24 protein-coding genes are annotated in these 15,846 nt (G+C 65.0%); 1 reads left to right on the top strand and 23 read right to left on the bottom strand.

The genetic code is table 11. The annotated features are described in order from the left end of the window. The first annotated feature begins 240 nt into the window (after window positions 1-240). Window positions 241-1,704, top strand: coding sequence for a hypothetical protein (locus QX010_RS01300; RefSeq protein ID WP_316177119.1), 1,464 nt, complete (start codon window positions 241-243; stop codon window positions 1,702-1,704). 139 nt (window positions 1,705-1,843) lie between these two features. On the opposite strand, the gene QX010_RS01295 is transcribed toward QX010_RS01300, so the two are convergent. The 23 genes from QX010_RS01295 to rpsC all read right to left on the bottom strand — a co-directional run bounded on the left by QX010_RS01295 (window position 1,844) and on the right by rpsC (window position 15,831). Beyond that, window positions 1,844-3,181 (bottom strand): chloride channel protein, encoded by a 1,338-nt coding sequence (locus QX010_RS01295; RefSeq protein ID WP_316177117.1) that lies wholly within the window; start codon window positions 3,179-3,181, stop codon window positions 1,844-1,846. Between the two features lie 21 nt (window positions 3,182-3,202). After that, window positions 3,203-3,499, bottom strand: coding sequence for a DUF1330 domain-containing protein (locus QX010_RS01290; protein ID WP_316177115.1), 297 nt, complete (start codon window positions 3,497-3,499; stop codon window positions 3,203-3,205). A gap of 8 nt (window positions 3,500-3,507) precedes the next feature. Next, window positions 3,508-4,302, bottom strand: a complete 795-nt coding sequence (locus tag QX010_RS01285) for an SDR family oxidoreductase (protein ID WP_316177112.1) — start codon at window positions 4,300-4,302, stop codon at window positions 3,508-3,510. 322 nt (window positions 4,303-4,624) lie between these two features. Further along, a complete protein-coding gene (gene rplQ, locus QX010_RS01280; RefSeq protein WP_006611863.1) occupies window positions 4,625-5,038 on the bottom strand; it encodes a 50S ribosomal protein L17 in 414 nt (137 codons plus the stop codon). Window positions 5,039-5,155: 117 nt separating this feature from the next. Continuing rightward, window positions 5,156-6,187: a DNA-directed RNA polymerase subunit alpha gene (locus tag QX010_RS01275; protein WP_315800968.1), complete on the bottom strand. Its 1,032-nt coding sequence runs from the start codon at window positions 6,185-6,187 to the stop codon at window positions 5,156-5,158. Between the two features lie 112 nt (window positions 6,188-6,299). Next, the gene (gene rpsK, locus QX010_RS01270) at window positions 6,300-6,689 is read right to left on the bottom strand and encodes a 30S ribosomal protein S11 (protein WP_006611861.1); all 390 of its coding nucleotides are present in this window, start codon (window positions 6,687-6,689) and stop codon (window positions 6,300-6,302) included. A 129-nt stretch (window positions 6,690-6,818) separates the two neighbouring features. Then, a complete protein-coding gene (rpsM, locus tag QX010_RS01265; protein WP_315714555.1) occupies window positions 6,819-7,187 on the bottom strand; it encodes a 30S ribosomal protein S13 in 369 nt (122 codons plus the stop codon). A gap of 195 nt (window positions 7,188-7,382) precedes the next feature. Further along, window positions 7,383-8,252, bottom strand: a complete 870-nt coding sequence (locus QX010_RS01260; RefSeq protein WP_316177111.1) for an adenylate kinase — start codon at window positions 8,250-8,252, stop codon at window positions 7,383-7,385. An 84-nt stretch (window positions 8,253-8,336) separates the two neighbouring features. Next, window positions 8,337-9,671 carry a preprotein translocase subunit SecY gene (secY, locus tag QX010_RS01255; RefSeq protein WP_315714557.1) on the bottom strand — a complete coding sequence of 445 codons (1,335 nt, stop codon included), beginning with the start codon at window positions 9,669-9,671 and terminating at the stop codon, window positions 8,337-8,339. Between the two features lie 156 nt (window positions 9,672-9,827). Beyond that, window positions 9,828-10,313 (bottom strand): 50S ribosomal protein L15, encoded by a 486-nt coding sequence (gene rplO / locus QX010_RS01250; RefSeq protein WP_009031841.1) that lies wholly within the window; start codon window positions 10,311-10,313, stop codon window positions 9,828-9,830. A gap of 11 nt (window positions 10,314-10,324) precedes the next feature. Continuing rightward, window positions 10,325-10,516, bottom strand: a complete 192-nt coding sequence (rpmD, locus tag QX010_RS01245) for a 50S ribosomal protein L30 (protein WP_006611856.1) — start codon at window positions 10,514-10,516, stop codon at window positions 10,325-10,327. Between the two features lie 44 nt (window positions 10,517-10,560). Next, window positions 10,561-11,133 (bottom strand): 30S ribosomal protein S5, encoded by a 573-nt coding sequence (gene rpsE / locus QX010_RS01240; protein ID WP_006611855.1) that lies wholly within the window; start codon window positions 11,131-11,133, stop codon window positions 10,561-10,563. 48 nt (window positions 11,134-11,181) lie between these two features. Then, on the bottom strand, window positions 11,182-11,544 hold the full coding sequence (gene rplR, locus QX010_RS01235; RefSeq protein WP_006611854.1) for a 50S ribosomal protein L18: 363 nt from the start codon (window positions 11,542-11,544) through the stop codon (window positions 11,182-11,184). Between the two features lie 11 nt (window positions 11,545-11,555). After that, window positions 11,556-12,089 (bottom strand): 50S ribosomal protein L6, encoded by a 534-nt coding sequence (gene rplF / locus QX010_RS01230; protein ID WP_172108074.1) that lies wholly within the window; start codon window positions 12,087-12,089, stop codon window positions 11,556-11,558. 13 nt (window positions 12,090-12,102) lie between these two features. After that, complete coding sequence (rpsH, locus tag QX010_RS01225; protein ID WP_315714559.1) at window positions 12,103-12,501, bottom strand: 30S ribosomal protein S8; 399 nt, start codon at window positions 12,499-12,501, stop codon at window positions 12,103-12,105. A 13-nt stretch (window positions 12,502-12,514) separates the two neighbouring features. Beyond that, entirely contained in the window at window positions 12,515-12,820 is a 306-nt protein-coding gene (gene rpsN, locus QX010_RS01220) for a 30S ribosomal protein S14 (protein WP_315800970.1), read from the bottom strand. 43 nt (window positions 12,821-12,863) lie between these two features. Continuing rightward, complete coding sequence (gene rplE, locus QX010_RS01215) at window positions 12,864-13,421, bottom strand: 50S ribosomal protein L5 (protein WP_315800971.1); 558 nt, start codon at window positions 13,419-13,421, stop codon at window positions 12,864-12,866. Continuing rightward, on the bottom strand, window positions 13,414-13,728 hold the full coding sequence (gene rplX / locus QX010_RS01210; RefSeq protein WP_315737601.1) for a 50S ribosomal protein L24: 315 nt from the start codon (window positions 13,726-13,728) through the stop codon (window positions 13,414-13,416). Before rplX ends, rplE begins: the two co-directional genes overlap by 8 nt. After that, a complete protein-coding gene (rplN, locus tag QX010_RS01205; protein WP_006611848.1) occupies window positions 13,728-14,096 on the bottom strand; it encodes a 50S ribosomal protein L14 in 369 nt (122 codons plus the stop codon). The genes rplX and rplN overlap by 1 nt, the downstream gene beginning before the upstream one ends. A gap of 99 nt (window positions 14,097-14,195) precedes the next feature. Next, window positions 14,196-14,444, bottom strand: a complete 249-nt coding sequence (gene rpsQ, locus QX010_RS01200; RefSeq protein ID WP_015667612.1) for a 30S ribosomal protein S17 — start codon at window positions 14,442-14,444, stop codon at window positions 14,196-14,198. A gap of 10 nt (window positions 14,445-14,454) precedes the next feature. Beyond that, window positions 14,455-14,661, bottom strand: a complete 207-nt coding sequence (rpmC, locus tag QX010_RS01195; RefSeq protein ID WP_006611846.1) for a 50S ribosomal protein L29 — start codon at window positions 14,659-14,661, stop codon at window positions 14,455-14,457. A 5-nt stretch (window positions 14,662-14,666) separates the two neighbouring features. Further along, window positions 14,667-15,080 carry a 50S ribosomal protein L16 gene (gene rplP / locus QX010_RS01190; RefSeq protein WP_008963467.1) on the bottom strand — a complete coding sequence of 138 codons (414 nt, stop codon included), beginning with the start codon at window positions 15,078-15,080 and terminating at the stop codon, window positions 14,667-14,669. A gap of 40 nt (window positions 15,081-15,120) precedes the next feature. Beyond that, complete coding sequence (gene rpsC / locus QX010_RS01185) at window positions 15,121-15,831, bottom strand: 30S ribosomal protein S3 (protein ID WP_012045041.1); 711 nt, start codon at window positions 15,829-15,831, stop codon at window positions 15,121-15,123. Window positions 15,832-15,846: the final 15 nt, after the last annotated feature.

The following is a 15,846-nucleotide window of genomic DNA, read 5'->3' as shown; positions in this document are numbered from 1 at the left end:
GTGTCGTCCGATGACGACGAATGCTGCAGTGATCGATCGTCGGGTGGAGCCGCATGTCACGCCGCGGGGGCCTCCGCAAAAAAATTGCGAATTGCGTGAGCTGCCGGTCTTGCAAATCTCACCTTTGGGTGCATGTTCGCCGCGCACTACTTTTGAATGAATCATTTTTAACAATCATTGGCGACGCATGGCGGCGAGACCAACGGCTCATCCCAGCGCGCACATCCATGGAGACCGGCCATGAGAACGATTCAGTGGCTCATGCTCACTTTCGCGACGACCGTCACCGCAAGCGGCCTTGCCGGCGCCCTCAGCCCTGCGAGCGCCGCCCCGCCTCCGCCGGCGAAGAACTGCCCGGCCTTCGGCTGGTCGGAGGGACTTGGCAGTTATCTCAAGCCGGACGCCGCCTTCCCCACCTCCGACACCAAGACCATCCCGACGCCGGACTGCAATTTCCATCAATGGTCGTGGGAGGCCTTCGTCTGGGCGACGGCTCTGGTGAAGGATTCGGGCTCCGGCGCCGCCGTGCCGCGGTTCATGACCTTGGCGACGCCCGACGAGTTGCTCAACAACGCCGAGAATGCCGGCGCCCCACGGCCGCGCCCGCTGACCTTGGCGGCCCGTGCCCAGGTCTTCCACGGCATGGCCGGCTTCACCGAAGGCGCCGGCGCCATCGTCGAGGCCGACGGCAACATGCTGGTCGCGCAGAACGGCTATCCCGTCTACGCCTCGGTTCACATGAACCAGAGCTATTTCAACACCGCGCGCAAGAACCTGATCGCGACCGGCGGCTACCAGAGCCAGCCGGCAGATTCCTCCTTCGCCGTGGGCGATGCGGTGTTCAAGGCGACGTGGCTGCGGCTCGACCCAGGCCAGGCGCCGCCCGCGGGCGCCTATACGACCCAGGCACAGGTGCCGGTGCTGGAGAACAACGTCACCCCCGGCCTGATCACGATACGGCCGGCGCCCGGCAAATTCGTCACGGTGACGGTGGCGCTGGTCGGCCTGCACGTCGTCGGCTACACCGAGAACCACCCTGAATTCCTGTGGGGCACGTTCGAGCTGAAGAACAACTCGCCGCAGACGCCGGACAACACCTTCGCGCCCTCGGCAAGCCGCTCGGATCCGAAGAACTATACGCTCTACAAGGGCAGCACGCCGTTCTCGCAGGTCAACATCGCGGCGCAGCCCGGTGCCAACCGGCCGCAACTGCGGCTCGATCCGGCGACCCAGAAGCTGACGCCGGTGACCAACGTCGTGCTCGAAAACCAGACCGGCGGCGAGAACCAGCCCAACGGCGTCGGCAACATCTTCGCGATCACGGCGCAAGCCCAGGGCTTTCTCTCCGGCCTGAAGGGCCCGCAATCGACGTTCGCGAACTACGCCCTCGACGGCACCGTCTGGATGCTCCCCAACTCGTACAATCTGAACAGCAACCAGACCAATGCGGTCGGTTCGGTCAATCTCGCCAACGCCACCGCCGAGACCTTCGTGCAGAACGCCGACAACACGCCGATCAAGAACGTGCTGAACTGCTTCCTGTGCCACAACCCGACGTCCTATTCGTTCCAGACGCCGCCGCCGGCCAAGCTGCCGAACCGGCTGATCGCGCTCAGCCACGTGCTGTCGATCGGCTCGCCCTACGAAGTGCCGAACTCGATCTCCGGCCGGCTCCTGATGCGGCCGGATCCGTTCAGGAAGTAGATCGACGACGCTTGCGCAGCGGTGCCGGCAACGGGACCGCTGCCGTTTCGAGCCGATGGCAGATCTCAGGATCTGCCATCAAGCGATTGAACCGACGCCGGCTATCGGCGCGCTCCGAACCGCTGCTTGAGCGCTGGGGTCAGGATGGCGCGGCAACCTGCTTCGGCTCCTGCGCTGCCTCAGCCTTCGTCTCAGCTCTGGCGACGAAGCCCTTGGCAAGCGCGTGATAGAGCCCCTCCTCGCAGATCAGGCGCGAGGTGCCGTAGGCGATCAGCGACGCCATCATCAGCGGCACCACCATGGCGTGGTTGTCGGTCATCTCGGTGACGATGACGAAGGCGGTGATCGGCGCCTGCACCACGCCGGCGAAATAGGCGACCATGCCGAGCAGCATGATCGGCGCCAGCGGCGACTGCTGGAACAGGCTGGCGACGTTGGCGCCGATGCCCGCCCCGACCGCCAGCGACGGCGCGAAGATGCCGCCGGGAATGCCGCTGATCGCGGCAAAGGTGGTGGCGAGGAATTTCAGCACGCCGAAATCGCTCGGCAGCGGCGTGCCGGTCTCCAGCGCGCCTTTCACCTGTGCATAGCCGGTGCCGTAGACCGTATCGCCCGAGGCCAGCCCGCACAGCGCGACGGCAAAGCCGCAGGCGAGCGCGAACGGCAGCGGGTGGCGTTTGATGAGGCGGCCGCCAGCGCCGGGCAGTCCGCGCGCCATGGTGATCAGGATGCGGCTGAACAGGCCGCCGGCGGCGCCGCCCAGGACCCCGCAGACGGGCACCGCCAGCCAGTCGATGCCCTTGCCGAGCGCGATCGGCGTCGTGCCGAAATAGGCGTAATTGCCCATCAGGGCCAGCGAGGTCAGGCCCGCGGCGATCACGGTGGCGATGATGAGGCTCGAGGTCCGCGTCTCGAAGGCACGACTCATCTCCTCGATGCCGAACACGATGCCGGCGAGCGGTGTGTTGAAGGCGGCCGCGACCCCCGCGGCGGCGCCGGCCAGGATCAAGCCCGGCTGCCGCCGCGGCGACAGCCGGCCGAGCGCGAACATGATGGAGGCGCCGACCTGCACTGTCGGGCCCTCGCGGCCGACCGAGCCGCCGCACAGCAGCCCCAGCAGGGTCAAGAGCACCTTGCCGATGGCGATGCGGATCGACACCAGCGGGCTGCGCGCGCTCGTGTCGGTCAGGTGCCGAGCGGCGATCGCCTGAGGGATGCCGCTGCCTTGCGCGTTCGGGAAGAAGCGCTGGGTCAGGTAGACCGACAGCGCGAAGCCGGCGGGCGTCACGATCAGTGAGGCATAGCGTGATTTCGACAGCAGCCAGTTGAAGACGAGCTGGGCCAGGTCGGCGAGCTCCGCCAGGGCCACGGCCGCCGCGCCCACCACCAGGCCGCCGGCCACGAACAGCACCCGCCGCTGCCAGCGCGCCGAGGTCAGCTTGAGCCAACGCTTGCGGCGGGGGGTGATGGTCAGCATGGGCGCAACGGAGTCCGTTCTCTACGCAGGTGCAGCACCCTCGACGAAAATCAGCCGGCGGTCCAGGGCCTTCCCGCGCTCGCCCAGGGCGTCGGCGTATTCAGCCGACGCATACCATTCGCGCAGCCGGGCCATCGACGGGAACTCGACGATGATGAGGGTCTTGGCCTGCGGACCGCCTTCGACCGTCTCGGAGATCCCGCCGCGGACCAGATAGCGCCCGCCATACTGCGCGATCGAGCGCGCCGCGAGCATGCGGTAGCGCTCCATCGCTTGGGCGTCGCGAACCTCAGCCTCGGAGATGACGTAAGCCGCCATGGCCGGCCTCAGGCGATGGTGTCGAGGATACCGCCCTCGGCGCGTAGCGCGGCTCCGTTGGTGGCGGAGGCCTGCTGCGAGGCGGCATAGACGACCATGTTGGCGATCTCGTCGACGCTGGCGAAGCGCTGCAGCAGCGAGGCTGGCCGGTGCTGCTTGACGAAGGACGAGGCCGCCTCCTCCTCCGACTGGCCGTTCTGGCGGGCGAGATCCCTCACAAAGGTCTCGACGCCTTCCGACATCGTCGGACCCGGAAGCACGGCATTGACTGTGACGCCGGTGCCGCGGGTCAGCTTGGCAAGCCCGCGCGAGATCGCGAGTTGGGCGGTCTTGGTCGTGCCGTAGTGGATCATCTCGGTCGGAATGTTCACCCCGGACTCCGAGGAAATGAAGATGATGCGGCCCCAGTTGCGCTTCAGCATGCCCTGCATGTAGGCGCGTGCCATGCGCACGCCGGACATCACGTTGGTCTCGAAGAAGCGGCTCCAATCCTCGTCGGGAATGTCGAAGAAGTCCTTCGGCTCGAAGATGCCGGCATTGTTGACGAGGATGTCGACCTCGGGCAGCGCGGTGACGATGGCGTTGCAGCCGTCGATCTGAGCGACATCGCCGGCGACGCCGCGCAGGCTGGCGGCCGGGACAAGCTGCTTGAGCTTCGCGACCGCCTCATCGACACGGGCTTGGCTGCGACCATTGACGACGACCTCCGCGCCTGCCGCGGCCAGCCCCTTGGCGATGGCAAAACCGATGCCGGCGGTCGAACCCGTGACGAGGGCGGTCTTTCCCGAGAGGTCGATGTGCATGAGCAGCTCTCCGTTGTGCTGAAGCAACGGATGTGGGGCGTCGTCGCGCCAACGCAACGCAGAGCTGATCCTCGAGAAGAACGGTGAATGGCGCGCGCAAATGCCGCCGGCGGCCTCCGTAGGGTGAGCAAAGCGGCCGCCGAAGGCGGCGGCGGGCCCACCATCGATCGACGAATTCTCGGTGAGATGGCGGGCGCGGCGCCGCCAAGAGCACGTGTGAGGGGACGGCGTCGACCCGCCTTTGCCCACCCTAGAAGCGACCACCCTCAAACGAAAACGGCGCCCGAAGGCGCCGTTCTGAAAACTCGGGTCGGATCGCCGCTTACGCGGCTTCCGAGGTCTCCTGCACCGGGCCGGAATCCTGACCCTTGGCATCGACGTCGCGGTCGACGAACTCGATCACGGCCATCGCGGCGTTGTCGCCGTATCGGAAGCCGGCCTTGATGATGCGGGTGTAGCCGCCGTTGCGGTCCTTGTAGCGGGGCGCCAGCACGTCGAACAGCTTCTTGACCTGGTCGACGTCGCGCATCTCGGCGATCGCCTGACGGCGCAGCGCGAGTCCGCCCTTCTTGCCGAGGGTGACGAGCTTCTCGACGATCGGCCGCAGCTCCTTGGCCTTCGGCAGCGTGGTGACGATCTGCTCGTGCTTGATCAGCGCGGCGCACATGTTAGCGAACATCGCCTTGCGGTGCTCGGCGGTGCGGTTGAGCTTCCGATGAACCTTGCCGTGACGCATAGTGTTAGTCCTTCATTTCAATCTGCCGCGACGGTTCGTCGGACATGTTGCTCAGGTGGGCTGCCTGCGTTCGCCCGGGTGGTTACGGTGGCGGGTAGGACCCTACCCGCCCTCCGCTCAGTAGTGATCCTCGAAGCGCTTGGCCAGCTCGTCGATGTTCTCCGGCGGCCAGCCGGGCACTTCCATGCCGAGATGCAGACCCATCTGGGCCAGCACTTCCTTGATCTCGTTCAGCGATTTGCGGCCGAAGTTCGGGGTGCGCAGCATTTCCGCTTCCGACTTCTGCACGAGGTCGCCGATATAGACGATGTTGTCGTTCTTCAGGCAGTTCGCCGAACGCACCGACAGCTCAAGCTCGTCCACCTTCTTGAGGAAGGCCGGGTTGAAGGCGAGGTCCGGGATGATCTCCTGAGCGACTTCCTTGCGCGGCTCTTCGAAGTTGACGAACACGTTGAGCTGATCCTGCAGGATGCGCGCGGCATAGGCCACCGCGTCCTCCGGCGAGATCGCGCCGTTGGTCTCGATCGTCATGGTCAGCTTGTCGTAGTCGAGGATCTGGCCCTCGCGGGTGTTCTCGACCTTGTAGGAGACCTTGCGGACCGGAGAGAACAGGCTGTCGACCGGGATCAGGCCGATCGGCGCGTCCTCGGGACGGTTACGATCGGCGGCGACATAGCCCTTGCCGGTCGCGACCGTGAACTCCATGCGGATCTCGGCGCCCTCGTCCAGAGTGCAGAGCTGCAGGTCGGGGTTCAGAACGACGATATCGCCGACGGTCTGGATGTCGCCGGCGGTGACCGCGCCCGGACCCTGCTTCTTCACGACCATCCGCTTCGGGCCTTCGCCCTGCATCTTGATCGCGATGTCCTTGATGTTCAGCACAATGTCGGTGACGTCCTCGCGGACACCGGCGATCGAGGAGAACTCGTGCAGCACGCCGTCGATGTGCACCGACTGCACAGCGGCGCCCTGCAGCGACGACAGCAGGATGCGGCGCAGCGCATTGCCGAGCGTCTGGCCGAAACCGCGCTCCAGCGGCTCGGCAACCACGGTGGCGAAACGGGTCGCGTCGGAGCCCGGCGTGACCTGGAGCTTGTTCGGCCGAATCAATTCTTGCCAATTCTTCTGGATCGTCACTGTTTCACCCATGGGCCAGTCATGGGATCTGACTGACTGGCGTTGGAGAACCGCGCTTCAGATCGCGGCAGTCGAAATGTCTCAAAAGCACGACGAGGCGGACATGCTGTCCGCCTCTTTCAGATTAGACGCGCCGACGCTTGCGCGGGCGGCAACCATTGTGCGGGATCGTCGTCACGTCGCGGATCGAGGTGACGGTGAAACCCGCAGCCTGCAGCGCACGGAGCGCCGATTCACGGCCGGAGCCAGGGCCGGCAACCTCGACCTCGAGGGTGCGCATGCCGTGTTCCTGAGCCTTCTTGGACACGTCCTCCGCCGCGACCTGCGCGGCATACGGGGTCGACTTGCGCGATCCCTTGAACCCCATCGTGCCGGCCGACGACCAGGCAATGGTGTTGCCCTGCGCATCGGTGATGGTGATGGTGGTGTTGTTGAACGACGAATTCACGTGGGCGACGCCGGAGGCGATGTTCTTACGCTCACGACGGCGGACGCGTGCGGCTTCCTTGGCCATATAAGTACCTTTCTCGAGATCTCAACGCCGCCGTAGTGCCAGCGGCTACACCAGAAAGGCGAATGGTGAATAGCGAGTAGCGAATAGGGATCGCCCCTATCCGCCACCCGCCATCAGCAGTTCGCCAGATTACTTCTTCTTGCCGGCAATCGCCTTGGCCGGTCCCTTGCGCGTGCGCGCATTGGTGTGGGTGCGCTGGCCGCGCACCGGCAGACCGCGGCGATGGCGCAGGCCGCGATAGCAGCCGAGGTCCATCAGACGCTTGATGTTGATGCCGGTCTCGCGCCGCAGGTCGCCCTCGACGACGTAGTCGCGGTCGATGATTTCGCGGATCTGCAGGACTTCCTGGTCGCTCAGCTGGTTGACGCGACGATCCTCGGCGATCTTGACCTTGTCAATGATCTCGCCCGCGATCTTCGGGCCGATGCCATGGATATACTGGAGCGCGATCAGAACGCGCTTGTTGGTCGGGATGTTGACACCGGCAATACGGGCCACGGACTTCTCTCCTGTCACCGATCCCAGGATGGACCGGCCTTCGTTCTCGCTATCTCGGGCAGGCGTCCGCAAACGCGAACAAGACGCCCACCCCTCGATTCGTGGGGCCCGGCATCTTTGGAAAACCATCCGACTTGGATGCGGGCTTATTAATGGATTCACACGGCGGTCGTCAACCGCCCCTACAAGATTCGATCACCTCTTGGCGCGCTTTTTTGCAGCCTTTGCAGAGGTTTTCCGGGTTCCCTTGGCCGCCTTGGCAGCGAGCTTGGGAGCCTTCTTCGAGGCCTTGGAGGCTTTCTTGGGGGCCGCCTTTGCTCCCTTTTTGGCTGTCTTTGCGGCCTTTTTCGTCGGCGCAGGCGCCTTCGGAGCCTTTTTAGCGACCTTCTTGGCCGATTTGGCCGGCGCGGTCTTCCCCGCAGCCTTGGCACTGCGCTTGGCCGGGCTCGCCTTCTTCGCCGCCCGGCTGCCGCCGGTGTTACCGACGGCGGCCAGGATCCGTCCGATCTCCTCGGTGACCTGCTCGATCGGCATCATGCCGTCGACGGTCGCCAGCATCCGGTGGTCCGAATAATAGTGGATCAGAGGCTCGGTCTGGTCGCGGTAGCTGGCGAGGCGCTTGGTGAGGACCTCCGGCGTATCGTCGGCCCGCACGGCCTCGCCGCGCGCGCGGGTCTCGGCGGCCCGGCGCTCGACGCGCTCGAGCAGAACGCCCTCGTTGACGCGGAGCTCGATCACCGCGTCGAGCTTCATCTGCTTCTGCTTCAGCAGCGCATCCAGCGCCTCCGCCTGCGGCACCGTGCGCGGGAAGCCGTCAAGGATGAAGCCATTGGCAGCGTCCGGCTGCTCGATCCGGTCCGCGATGATGCCGACCACGACCTCGTCAGGCACCAGACCGCCCGCCGCCATGATGTCCTTGGCCTTGAGCCCGATCGGCGTCTGAGCGGCGACCGCGGCGCGCAGCATGTCGCCGGTCGACAGCTGAACGATGCCGTATTGCTGGACCAGGCGCTGCGCCTGCGTCCCCTTGCCCGAACCGGGCGGCCCCAGAAGAATGAGTCTCATCGAATTTCGCCCCCCGGCACACGGTGAGCGACCCTCCCGCACACCTTGTTCTTGGCTTGGTGGTTCCCGGGCCGCGATCCGCCGCTATCCGCGGCGGCGCCCCCGCAACTTCGACTTCCTGATCAGCCCCTCATACTGATGGGCGAGCAGATAACCCTGAACCTGCGCCACGGTATCCATCGTAACGCTGACCACGATCAGAAGCGAAGTGCCACCAAAGTAGAACGGGACGGAAGCGTAGGAAATCAGAATTTCCGGGATCAGACACACGATCGCCAGATAGATGGCGCCGAGCACGGTGATCCGCGACAGCACGTAATCGATATATTCCGCGGTGCGCTCGCCCGGCCTGATGCCCGGGATGAAGCCGCCATGCTTCTTCAGATTGTCGGCGGTCTCGGTCGGGTTGAACACGATCGCGGTGTAGAAGAAGGCGAAGAACAGAATCAGCGCCAGATACAGCACCAGGAACAGCGGCCGGCCGTGGCCGAGCTGGGTGGTGATCCACTGGAACCACTCGGGTCCCTTGCCGGCGTTGAAATTGGCGACCGTGGTCGGCAGCAGCAGCAGCGACGAGGCGAAGATCGGCGGGATCACGCCCGATGTGTTCAGCTTCAGCGGCAGATGCGAGGACTGGCCCTCGAACATCTTGTTGCCGACCTGGCGCTTCGGATACTGGATCAGGAGCCGGCGCTGGGCGCGCTCCACGAACACGATGAAGGCGATCACGGCAACCGCCATCACGATGACGATCAGGATCAGGCCGGTCGACAGCGCGCCCTGGCGGCCGAGTTCCAGCATGTTGGCGAGTGCAGAGGGCAGCTCCGCGACGATGCCGGACAGGATGATCAGCGAGATGCCGTTGCCGATGCCGCGCGAGGTGATCTGCTCGCCGAGCCACATCAGGAACATGGTGCCGCCGGTCAGCGTGATCGCGGTCGAGAGGCGGAAGAACAGGCCGGGATCGGCGACGACGTTGCCGGCGCCTTCGAGGCCGACGGCGATGCCGTAGGACTGCACGGCAGCCAGGATCACCGTCAGATAGCGGGTGTACTGGTTCAGCATCTTGCGGCCAGCCTCCCCCTCTTTCTTGAGGGCTTCGAGCTGGGGCGAGACGGTGGTGAGCAGCTGAATGATGATCGATGCCGAGATGTACGGCATGATGTTCAGCGCGAAGATCGCCATGCGGTGAATGCCGCCGCCGGCGAACATGTTGAACATGCCGAGAATGCCGCCGGCCTGGGTGCGGAACACCGAGTCCCAGATGTTCGGGTCGATGCCGGGCAGCGGAATGTAGGTGCCGAGGCGGTAGACCAGCAGCGCGCCGAGGGTGAACCAGATGCGCTTCTTCAGCTCATCGGCCTTCGCGAGCGCGCCGAAATTGAGGTTTGCCGCCAGTTGTTCCGCTGCTGAGGCCATGTCTAGCTTTCTCCCGCCGCCCTTCTTGACCGCATCAGCCCCGCGAGGGCTCGCGAGGCTTGGGCAGACGTCGGATATTATCTGGTACGCGAGCGCGTTCTGTCCATTGCCCTGCCCTCTCCAGCACAAGCCGGCAGCAGGGCAATGACGCAGATGTTACGCCGCCTCGCCTTCGTCCTTGGCTGGCGCCAGGAGCTTGACGGTGCCGCCGGCCTTCTCGACCGCCGCGATCGCCGACTTCGAGGCACCATGCACCTCGATGTTGATCTTGGCCTTGAGCTCGCCGCGGCCGAGCAGACGCACGCCGTCCTTGGCGCGGCGCAGCGCACCGGACTTCACGAGGGACTCGGCGTTGATCACGCTGCCGGCATCGAGCTTCTTGGCATCGATCGCCTGCTGGATCCGGTCGAGATTGATCTCGACGAAATCGAGCGCGAAGATGTTGTTGAAGCCGCGCTTCGGCAGACGGCGATGCATCGGCATCTGACCGCCTTCGAAGCCCTTGATGCGCACGCCGGAGCGCGCGGTCTGGCCCTTGCCGCCACGGCCCGAGGTCTTGCCCTTGCCGGAGCCGATGCCGCGGCCGACGCGCATGCGCTTCTTGCGCGCGCCGGCGTTGTCGGCGATATCGCTGAGCTTCATCGCCCTTCTCCTTACTTCTCGTCGACGATGCGGACGAGATGATGAACCTTGGTGATCATGCCGCGGACCGCCGGCGTATCCGGCAGCTCGGTCACGCGGCCGATCTTGTTGAGCTTCAACCCGATCAGCGTCTCGCGCTGCGAGTGATGCCGGCGGATCGGGCTGCCGATCTGCTCGATCTTGATCGTCTTGGCGCTAGCCATGGTCTTCACTCCGAGATGCGCCGGCCAGAGGCGGCGCGCGTTCGTTAGTCGGCAGCTGCCTCGGCATCGCCACCGACGCGGCGGGCCTGCAGGGTCGACACCTTGATGTTGCGGCGCGCGGCAACCGAGCGCGGTGAATCCTGGTGCTTCAGCGCGTTGAAGGTCGCGCGCACCATGTTGTACGGGTTGGACGAGCCGATCGACTTCGCCACCACGTCCTGGATGCCCAGCGTCTCGAACACGGCGCGCATCGGGCCGCCGGCGATGATGCCGGTACCGGCCGGAGCCGCACGCAGATAGACGCGGCCCGCACCGTGACGACCGAAGATGTCGTGGTGCAGGGTCCGGCCCTCGCGCAGCGCGACGCGGGTCAGGTTGCGCTTGGCGGAGTCCGTCGCCTTGCGGATCGCCTCCGGCACTTCGCGCGCCTTGCCGTGGCCGAAGCCGACCCGGCCCTTCTGATCGCCGATCACGACGAGCGCCGCAAAGCCGAAGCGCTTACCGCCCTTCACGACCTTCGCGACTCGGTTGATGTGGACGAGCTTGTCGACGAACTCGCTGTCGCGCTCCTCGCGCTCCTTGCGATCGCGACCGCCTCGTTCCCGTTCACCTGCCATGGTGCTATCCAATCTTCTGAGGGGCTCTCGCGCCCATATCCATTGATGTTAGAAGCTCAGCCCGCTCTCGCGCGCCGCGTCGGCCAGGGCCTTGACACGACCGTGATAGAGATAGCCGCCGCGATCGAACACGACTTCCTTGATCCCCGCCTTCACCGCGCGCTCGGCGAGCAGCTTGCCCACCGCCTTCGCCGCATCGATGTCGGCACCGGTGTTGCCGGCCGAGCGCATCTCCTTCTCCATCGACGACGCAGAGGCGAGCGTCTCGCCCTTCTGATCGTCGATGACCTGAGCGTAGATGTGCTTCGACGAACGGAACACCGACAGGCGTGGACGGCCGCCGGCGGAGCGGCGCAGCGACAGCCTCACGCGCTGCTTGCGCCGGGCATTCGTAACCTTTGCTCTCGACATGTCCGGCTCCGTTACTTCTTCTTGCCTTCCTTGCGGAAGATGAATTCACCCGCGTACTTCACGCCCTTGCCCTTGTAGGGCTCCGGCGGCCGGTAGGCGCGGATTTCGGCGGCCACCTGGCCGACGCGCTGCGGGTCGATGCCCGTGACCGTGATCTCGGTCGGCTTCGGCACGGCGATCGTGATGCCTTCCGGGATCTGGTAGACGACGTCGTGGCTGTAGCCGAGCGCGAGCTGCAGGTTCTTGCCCTGCATCGCGGCGCGGTAGCCGACGCCGGTGATCTCGAGCTTCTTCTCGAAGCCCTTGGTCACGCCTTCGACCAGGTTGGCGATCTGGGCGCGCGCGGTGCCGTACAGCGACCGGGCGCGCTTGGTCTCGGCGCGCGGGGCAACCTTAACCTGGCCGTTCTCGAACTTCACGTCCACGTCGTCATGGACGATGAACTGAAGCTGGCCCTTCGGCCCCTTCATCTTGACGGTCTGTCCGTCGACGGAGGCCGTCACTCCGGACGGCACCGCCACAGGCTTCTTGCCAATACGTGACATGGCTCAATCCTTCTTAGAACACCGTGAAGAGAACTTCACCGCCGACATTCGCGTCACGCGCGCTATGGTCGGCCATGATTCCCTTCGGCGTCGACAAAACAGAAATTCCGAGCCCGTTGTTTACGCGCGGCAGGTTCTTCACCGAGGTGTAGACGCGGCGGCCGGGCTTGGAGACGCGCTCGATCTCGCGGATCACGGGCTCGCCGTCGAAATATTTCAGCTCGATCTCGATCTCGCTGCGGCCCGACGGATGCTCCAGCGTGGCATAGCCGCGGATGTAGCCTTCGGACTTCAGCACCTCGAGCACGCTGGCGCGCATCTTGGAGCCGGGAGTCGAGACCTTCGACTTCGAGCGCATCTGCGCGTTGCGGATGCGGGTGATCAGATCGCTGATGGGATCGTGCGTTGACATGGTGCGATCCTCCTTACCAGCTCGACTTCACGAGGCCCGGAACCAGGCCCTTGGACCCGAGCTCGCGCAACGCGATGCGGCTCAGCTTGTTCTTGCGATAGTTCGACCGCGGACGGCCGGTCAGCTCGCACCGGTTGCGGATGCGGGTCGCCGACGAATTGCGCGGCATCTCGGCCAGCTTCAGGGTCGCGGCAAAGCGCTCCTCCATCGGCTTTTCCTTGTCGGCGATGATCGCCTTCAACCGGGCGCGCTTCGGGGCGGCGTTCTTGGCCATCCGCTTGCGCCGGTTGTTCTTCTCGACTGAACTCTTCTTTGCCATGCTTGGCTCCTGGGTATCCGCGTTTGAGAGGCTGTTCAGCGTCTCACTGCCGGAACGGGAAATTGAATGCGGTCAGAAGGGCACGGGCCTCGTCGTCGGTCGTCGCGGTGGTGCACACCGTGATGTCCATGCCCCAGCTCTCCCCGGCCTTGTCAAAGTCGATCTCGGGGAAAATGATGTGCTCCTTGATGCCGAGCGAATAGTTGCCGCGGCCGTCGAAGCTCTTCGGGTTCAGGCCGCGGAAGTCGCGGACGCGCGGCAGCGCGACGTTGATCAGGCGGTCGATGAACTCGTACATCTTGGTCTTGCGCAAGGTGACCTTGCAGCCGATCGGCTGGTTCTCGCGCAGCTTGAAGGTCGCGATGGCGACGCGCGAATAGGTCACGACCGCCTTCTGGCCGGCGATCAGCGACAGGTCGGCCGCCGCCGTCTCCGCCTTCTTGCGGTCGTTGACCGCCTCGCCGATGCCCATGTTGAGCACGACCTTGTCGAGCCGCGGCACCTGCATGACGTTGGCGTAGCCGAACTTCTCGGTCAGCTGGCTCTTGATCTTGCGATCATATTCCTCGCGCAGGCGCGGGGTGTAAGCGGTCTCAGCCATCGATCTCAACTCCCGAGCTCTTGGCAACGCGGACCTTCTTGCCGTCCGCCTGAATCTTGAATCCAACGCGCGTCGGCTTGCCGTCCTTGCCGACATACGCGACGTTAGACAGGTTGATCGGCGCCTCCTTGGAGATGATGCCGCCTTCCTGGTTCTGGGTCTGCTTCTGGTGACGCTTCACCAGGTTGATGCCGCGTACCAGCGCGGTGCCCTCGTCGGGACGCACCTCGAACACCTCCCCGGTGCGACCCTTGTCGCGGCCGGTCAGGACGATCACCTTGTCGCCCTTGCGGATCTTGGCAGCCATCACAGCACCTCCGGCGCAAGCGAAATGATCTTCATGTGGTTCTTGGCGCGCAGTTCGCGCGGCACCGGCCCGAAGATGCGGGTGCCGACCGGCTCCGACTGGTTGTTGATCAGGACGGCCGCGTTGCGGTCGAAGCGGATCACCGAGCCGTCGGCGCGGCGGATGTCCTTGCGGACGCGCACCACGACGGCCTTCATGACGTCGCCCTTCTTCACCTTGCCACGCGGAATGGCTTCCTTGATCGACACCACGATGATGTCGCCGACGGTGGCATAGCGGCGCTTCGAGCCGCCCAGCACCTTGATACACATGACACGGCGTGCGCCGGAATTATCGGCCACGTCGAGGTTGGTCTGCATCTGAATCATTGATGCACCTCGTCCTCTTCATCTGCTGCGCAGGAAAGCTGCGCCTTGTTTGATCCCGAAAGCGAAACCGGCCCCTTTGACAGGGCCGCGTCTCGCGCCTCAGGCGGTTTTCTTGTGCTCGCCCCGGATCACGGTCCAGCGCTTGAGCTTCGAGATCGGCTTGCTCTCCTCGATCCACACCATGTCGCCCGGCTTGAACTCGTTGTTCTCGTCGTGCGCGTGGTAGTTCTTCGAGCGGCGGATGGTCTTCTTGTAGATCGGGTGGGTGAAGCGCCGGTCGACGCGCACAACGATCGTCTTGGCCTGCTTGTCGCTGACGACGACGCCCTGAAGGGTCCGTTTCGGCATGTCGAGCCTCTTACTTCGTCTTGGCGCGCTGCTGCGCGGCGATGGTCTTGATACGGGCGATGTCGCGGCGCGCCTCACGCAGCCGCGCGGTATTCTCCAGCTGCCCGGTGGCACGCTGGAAGCGCAGGTTGAAGCGCTCCTTCTTCAGATTGACGATCGCATCGTCCATCTGGTCGGGGCTCATCGCGCGAATGTCGGCAATCTTCATCTCGGCCATGACCATTACTCCGCAATGCGTTCGACGAAGCGCGTCTTGATCGGCAGCTTGGCGGCCGCCAGCAGCAGCGCCTCGCGCGCGATCTGGTTGCTCACGCCGTCGATCTCGAACATCACCCGGCCCGGCTTGACGCGGGCCACCCACAATTCCGGCGAGCCCTTGCCGGAGCCCATGCGGACCTCGGCCGGCTTCTTCGACACCGGAAGATCCGGGAACACGCGGATCCAGACGCGGCCGGCGCGCTTCATGTGACGGGTCAAGGCACGACGAGCGGCCTCGATCTGGCGCGCGGTGACGCGATCCGGCTCCATCGCCTTCAGCCCGAACTGGCCGAAGGCCAGCGTCGCGCCCGAGGACGCAACGCCGTGGATACGGCCCTTATGCGCCTTTCGGAACTTGGTCTTCTTTGGTTGCATCATGGCTTTGAGCCCTCAAACCTGTCTTGTCGCGGCTGATCGATCAGGCCGCGTCGCGGCGCGACCGAGGCTGCGAGCTCTCGCCGCCGCCTTCGTTCATCCGCTTGTCCTGTGCCATCGGATCGTGCTCGAGGATCTCGCCCTTGAAGATCCAGACCTTCACGCCGCAGGTGCCGAAGGTGGTGAACGCGGTGGCCACACCGTAGTCGATGTCGGCGCGCAGCGTGTGCAGCGGCACCCGGCCCTCACGATACCACTCCATGCGGGCGATTTCCGCGCCGCCCAGACGACCCGAGCAGTTGATGCGGATGCCCTCGGCGCCGAGACGCATCGCCGACTGCACGGCGCGCTTCATGGCGCGGCGGAACGCAACGCGACGCTCGAGCTGCTGCGCGATCGATTCGGCGACCAGCGTGGCATCGAGCTCCGGCTTGCGGATCTCGACGATGTTGATGACGACGTCCGACGAGGTGATGTCGGCGACGCGCTTGCGCAGCTTGTCGATGTCGGCGCCCTTCTTGCCGATCACTACGCCCGGACGTGCCGAGTGGATCGTGACGCGGCACTTCTTGTGCGGACGCTCGATCACGATGCGGGCAACGGCCGCCTGCTTGAGCTCCTTGTGCAGGATCTCACGGATCTTGACGTCTTCATGCAGCAGCTTGCCGTACTCGGCCTTGCCGGCGAACCAGCGCGAATCCCAGGTCCGGTTGATGCCGAGACGCAGACCGATCGGATTGATCTTTTGACCCATCGTATTCTCCCAGCG

The organism is Bradyrhizobium sp. SZCCHNRI1009, from assembly GCF_032487575.1.
In the GTDB taxonomy this organism is placed as follows: Bacteria; Pseudomonadota; Alphaproteobacteria; order Rhizobiales; family Xanthobacteraceae; genus Bradyrhizobium.
The sequence above is the reverse complement of the archived record's forward strand: the minus strand, read 5'-3'. Positions and strand labels throughout refer to the sequence as shown.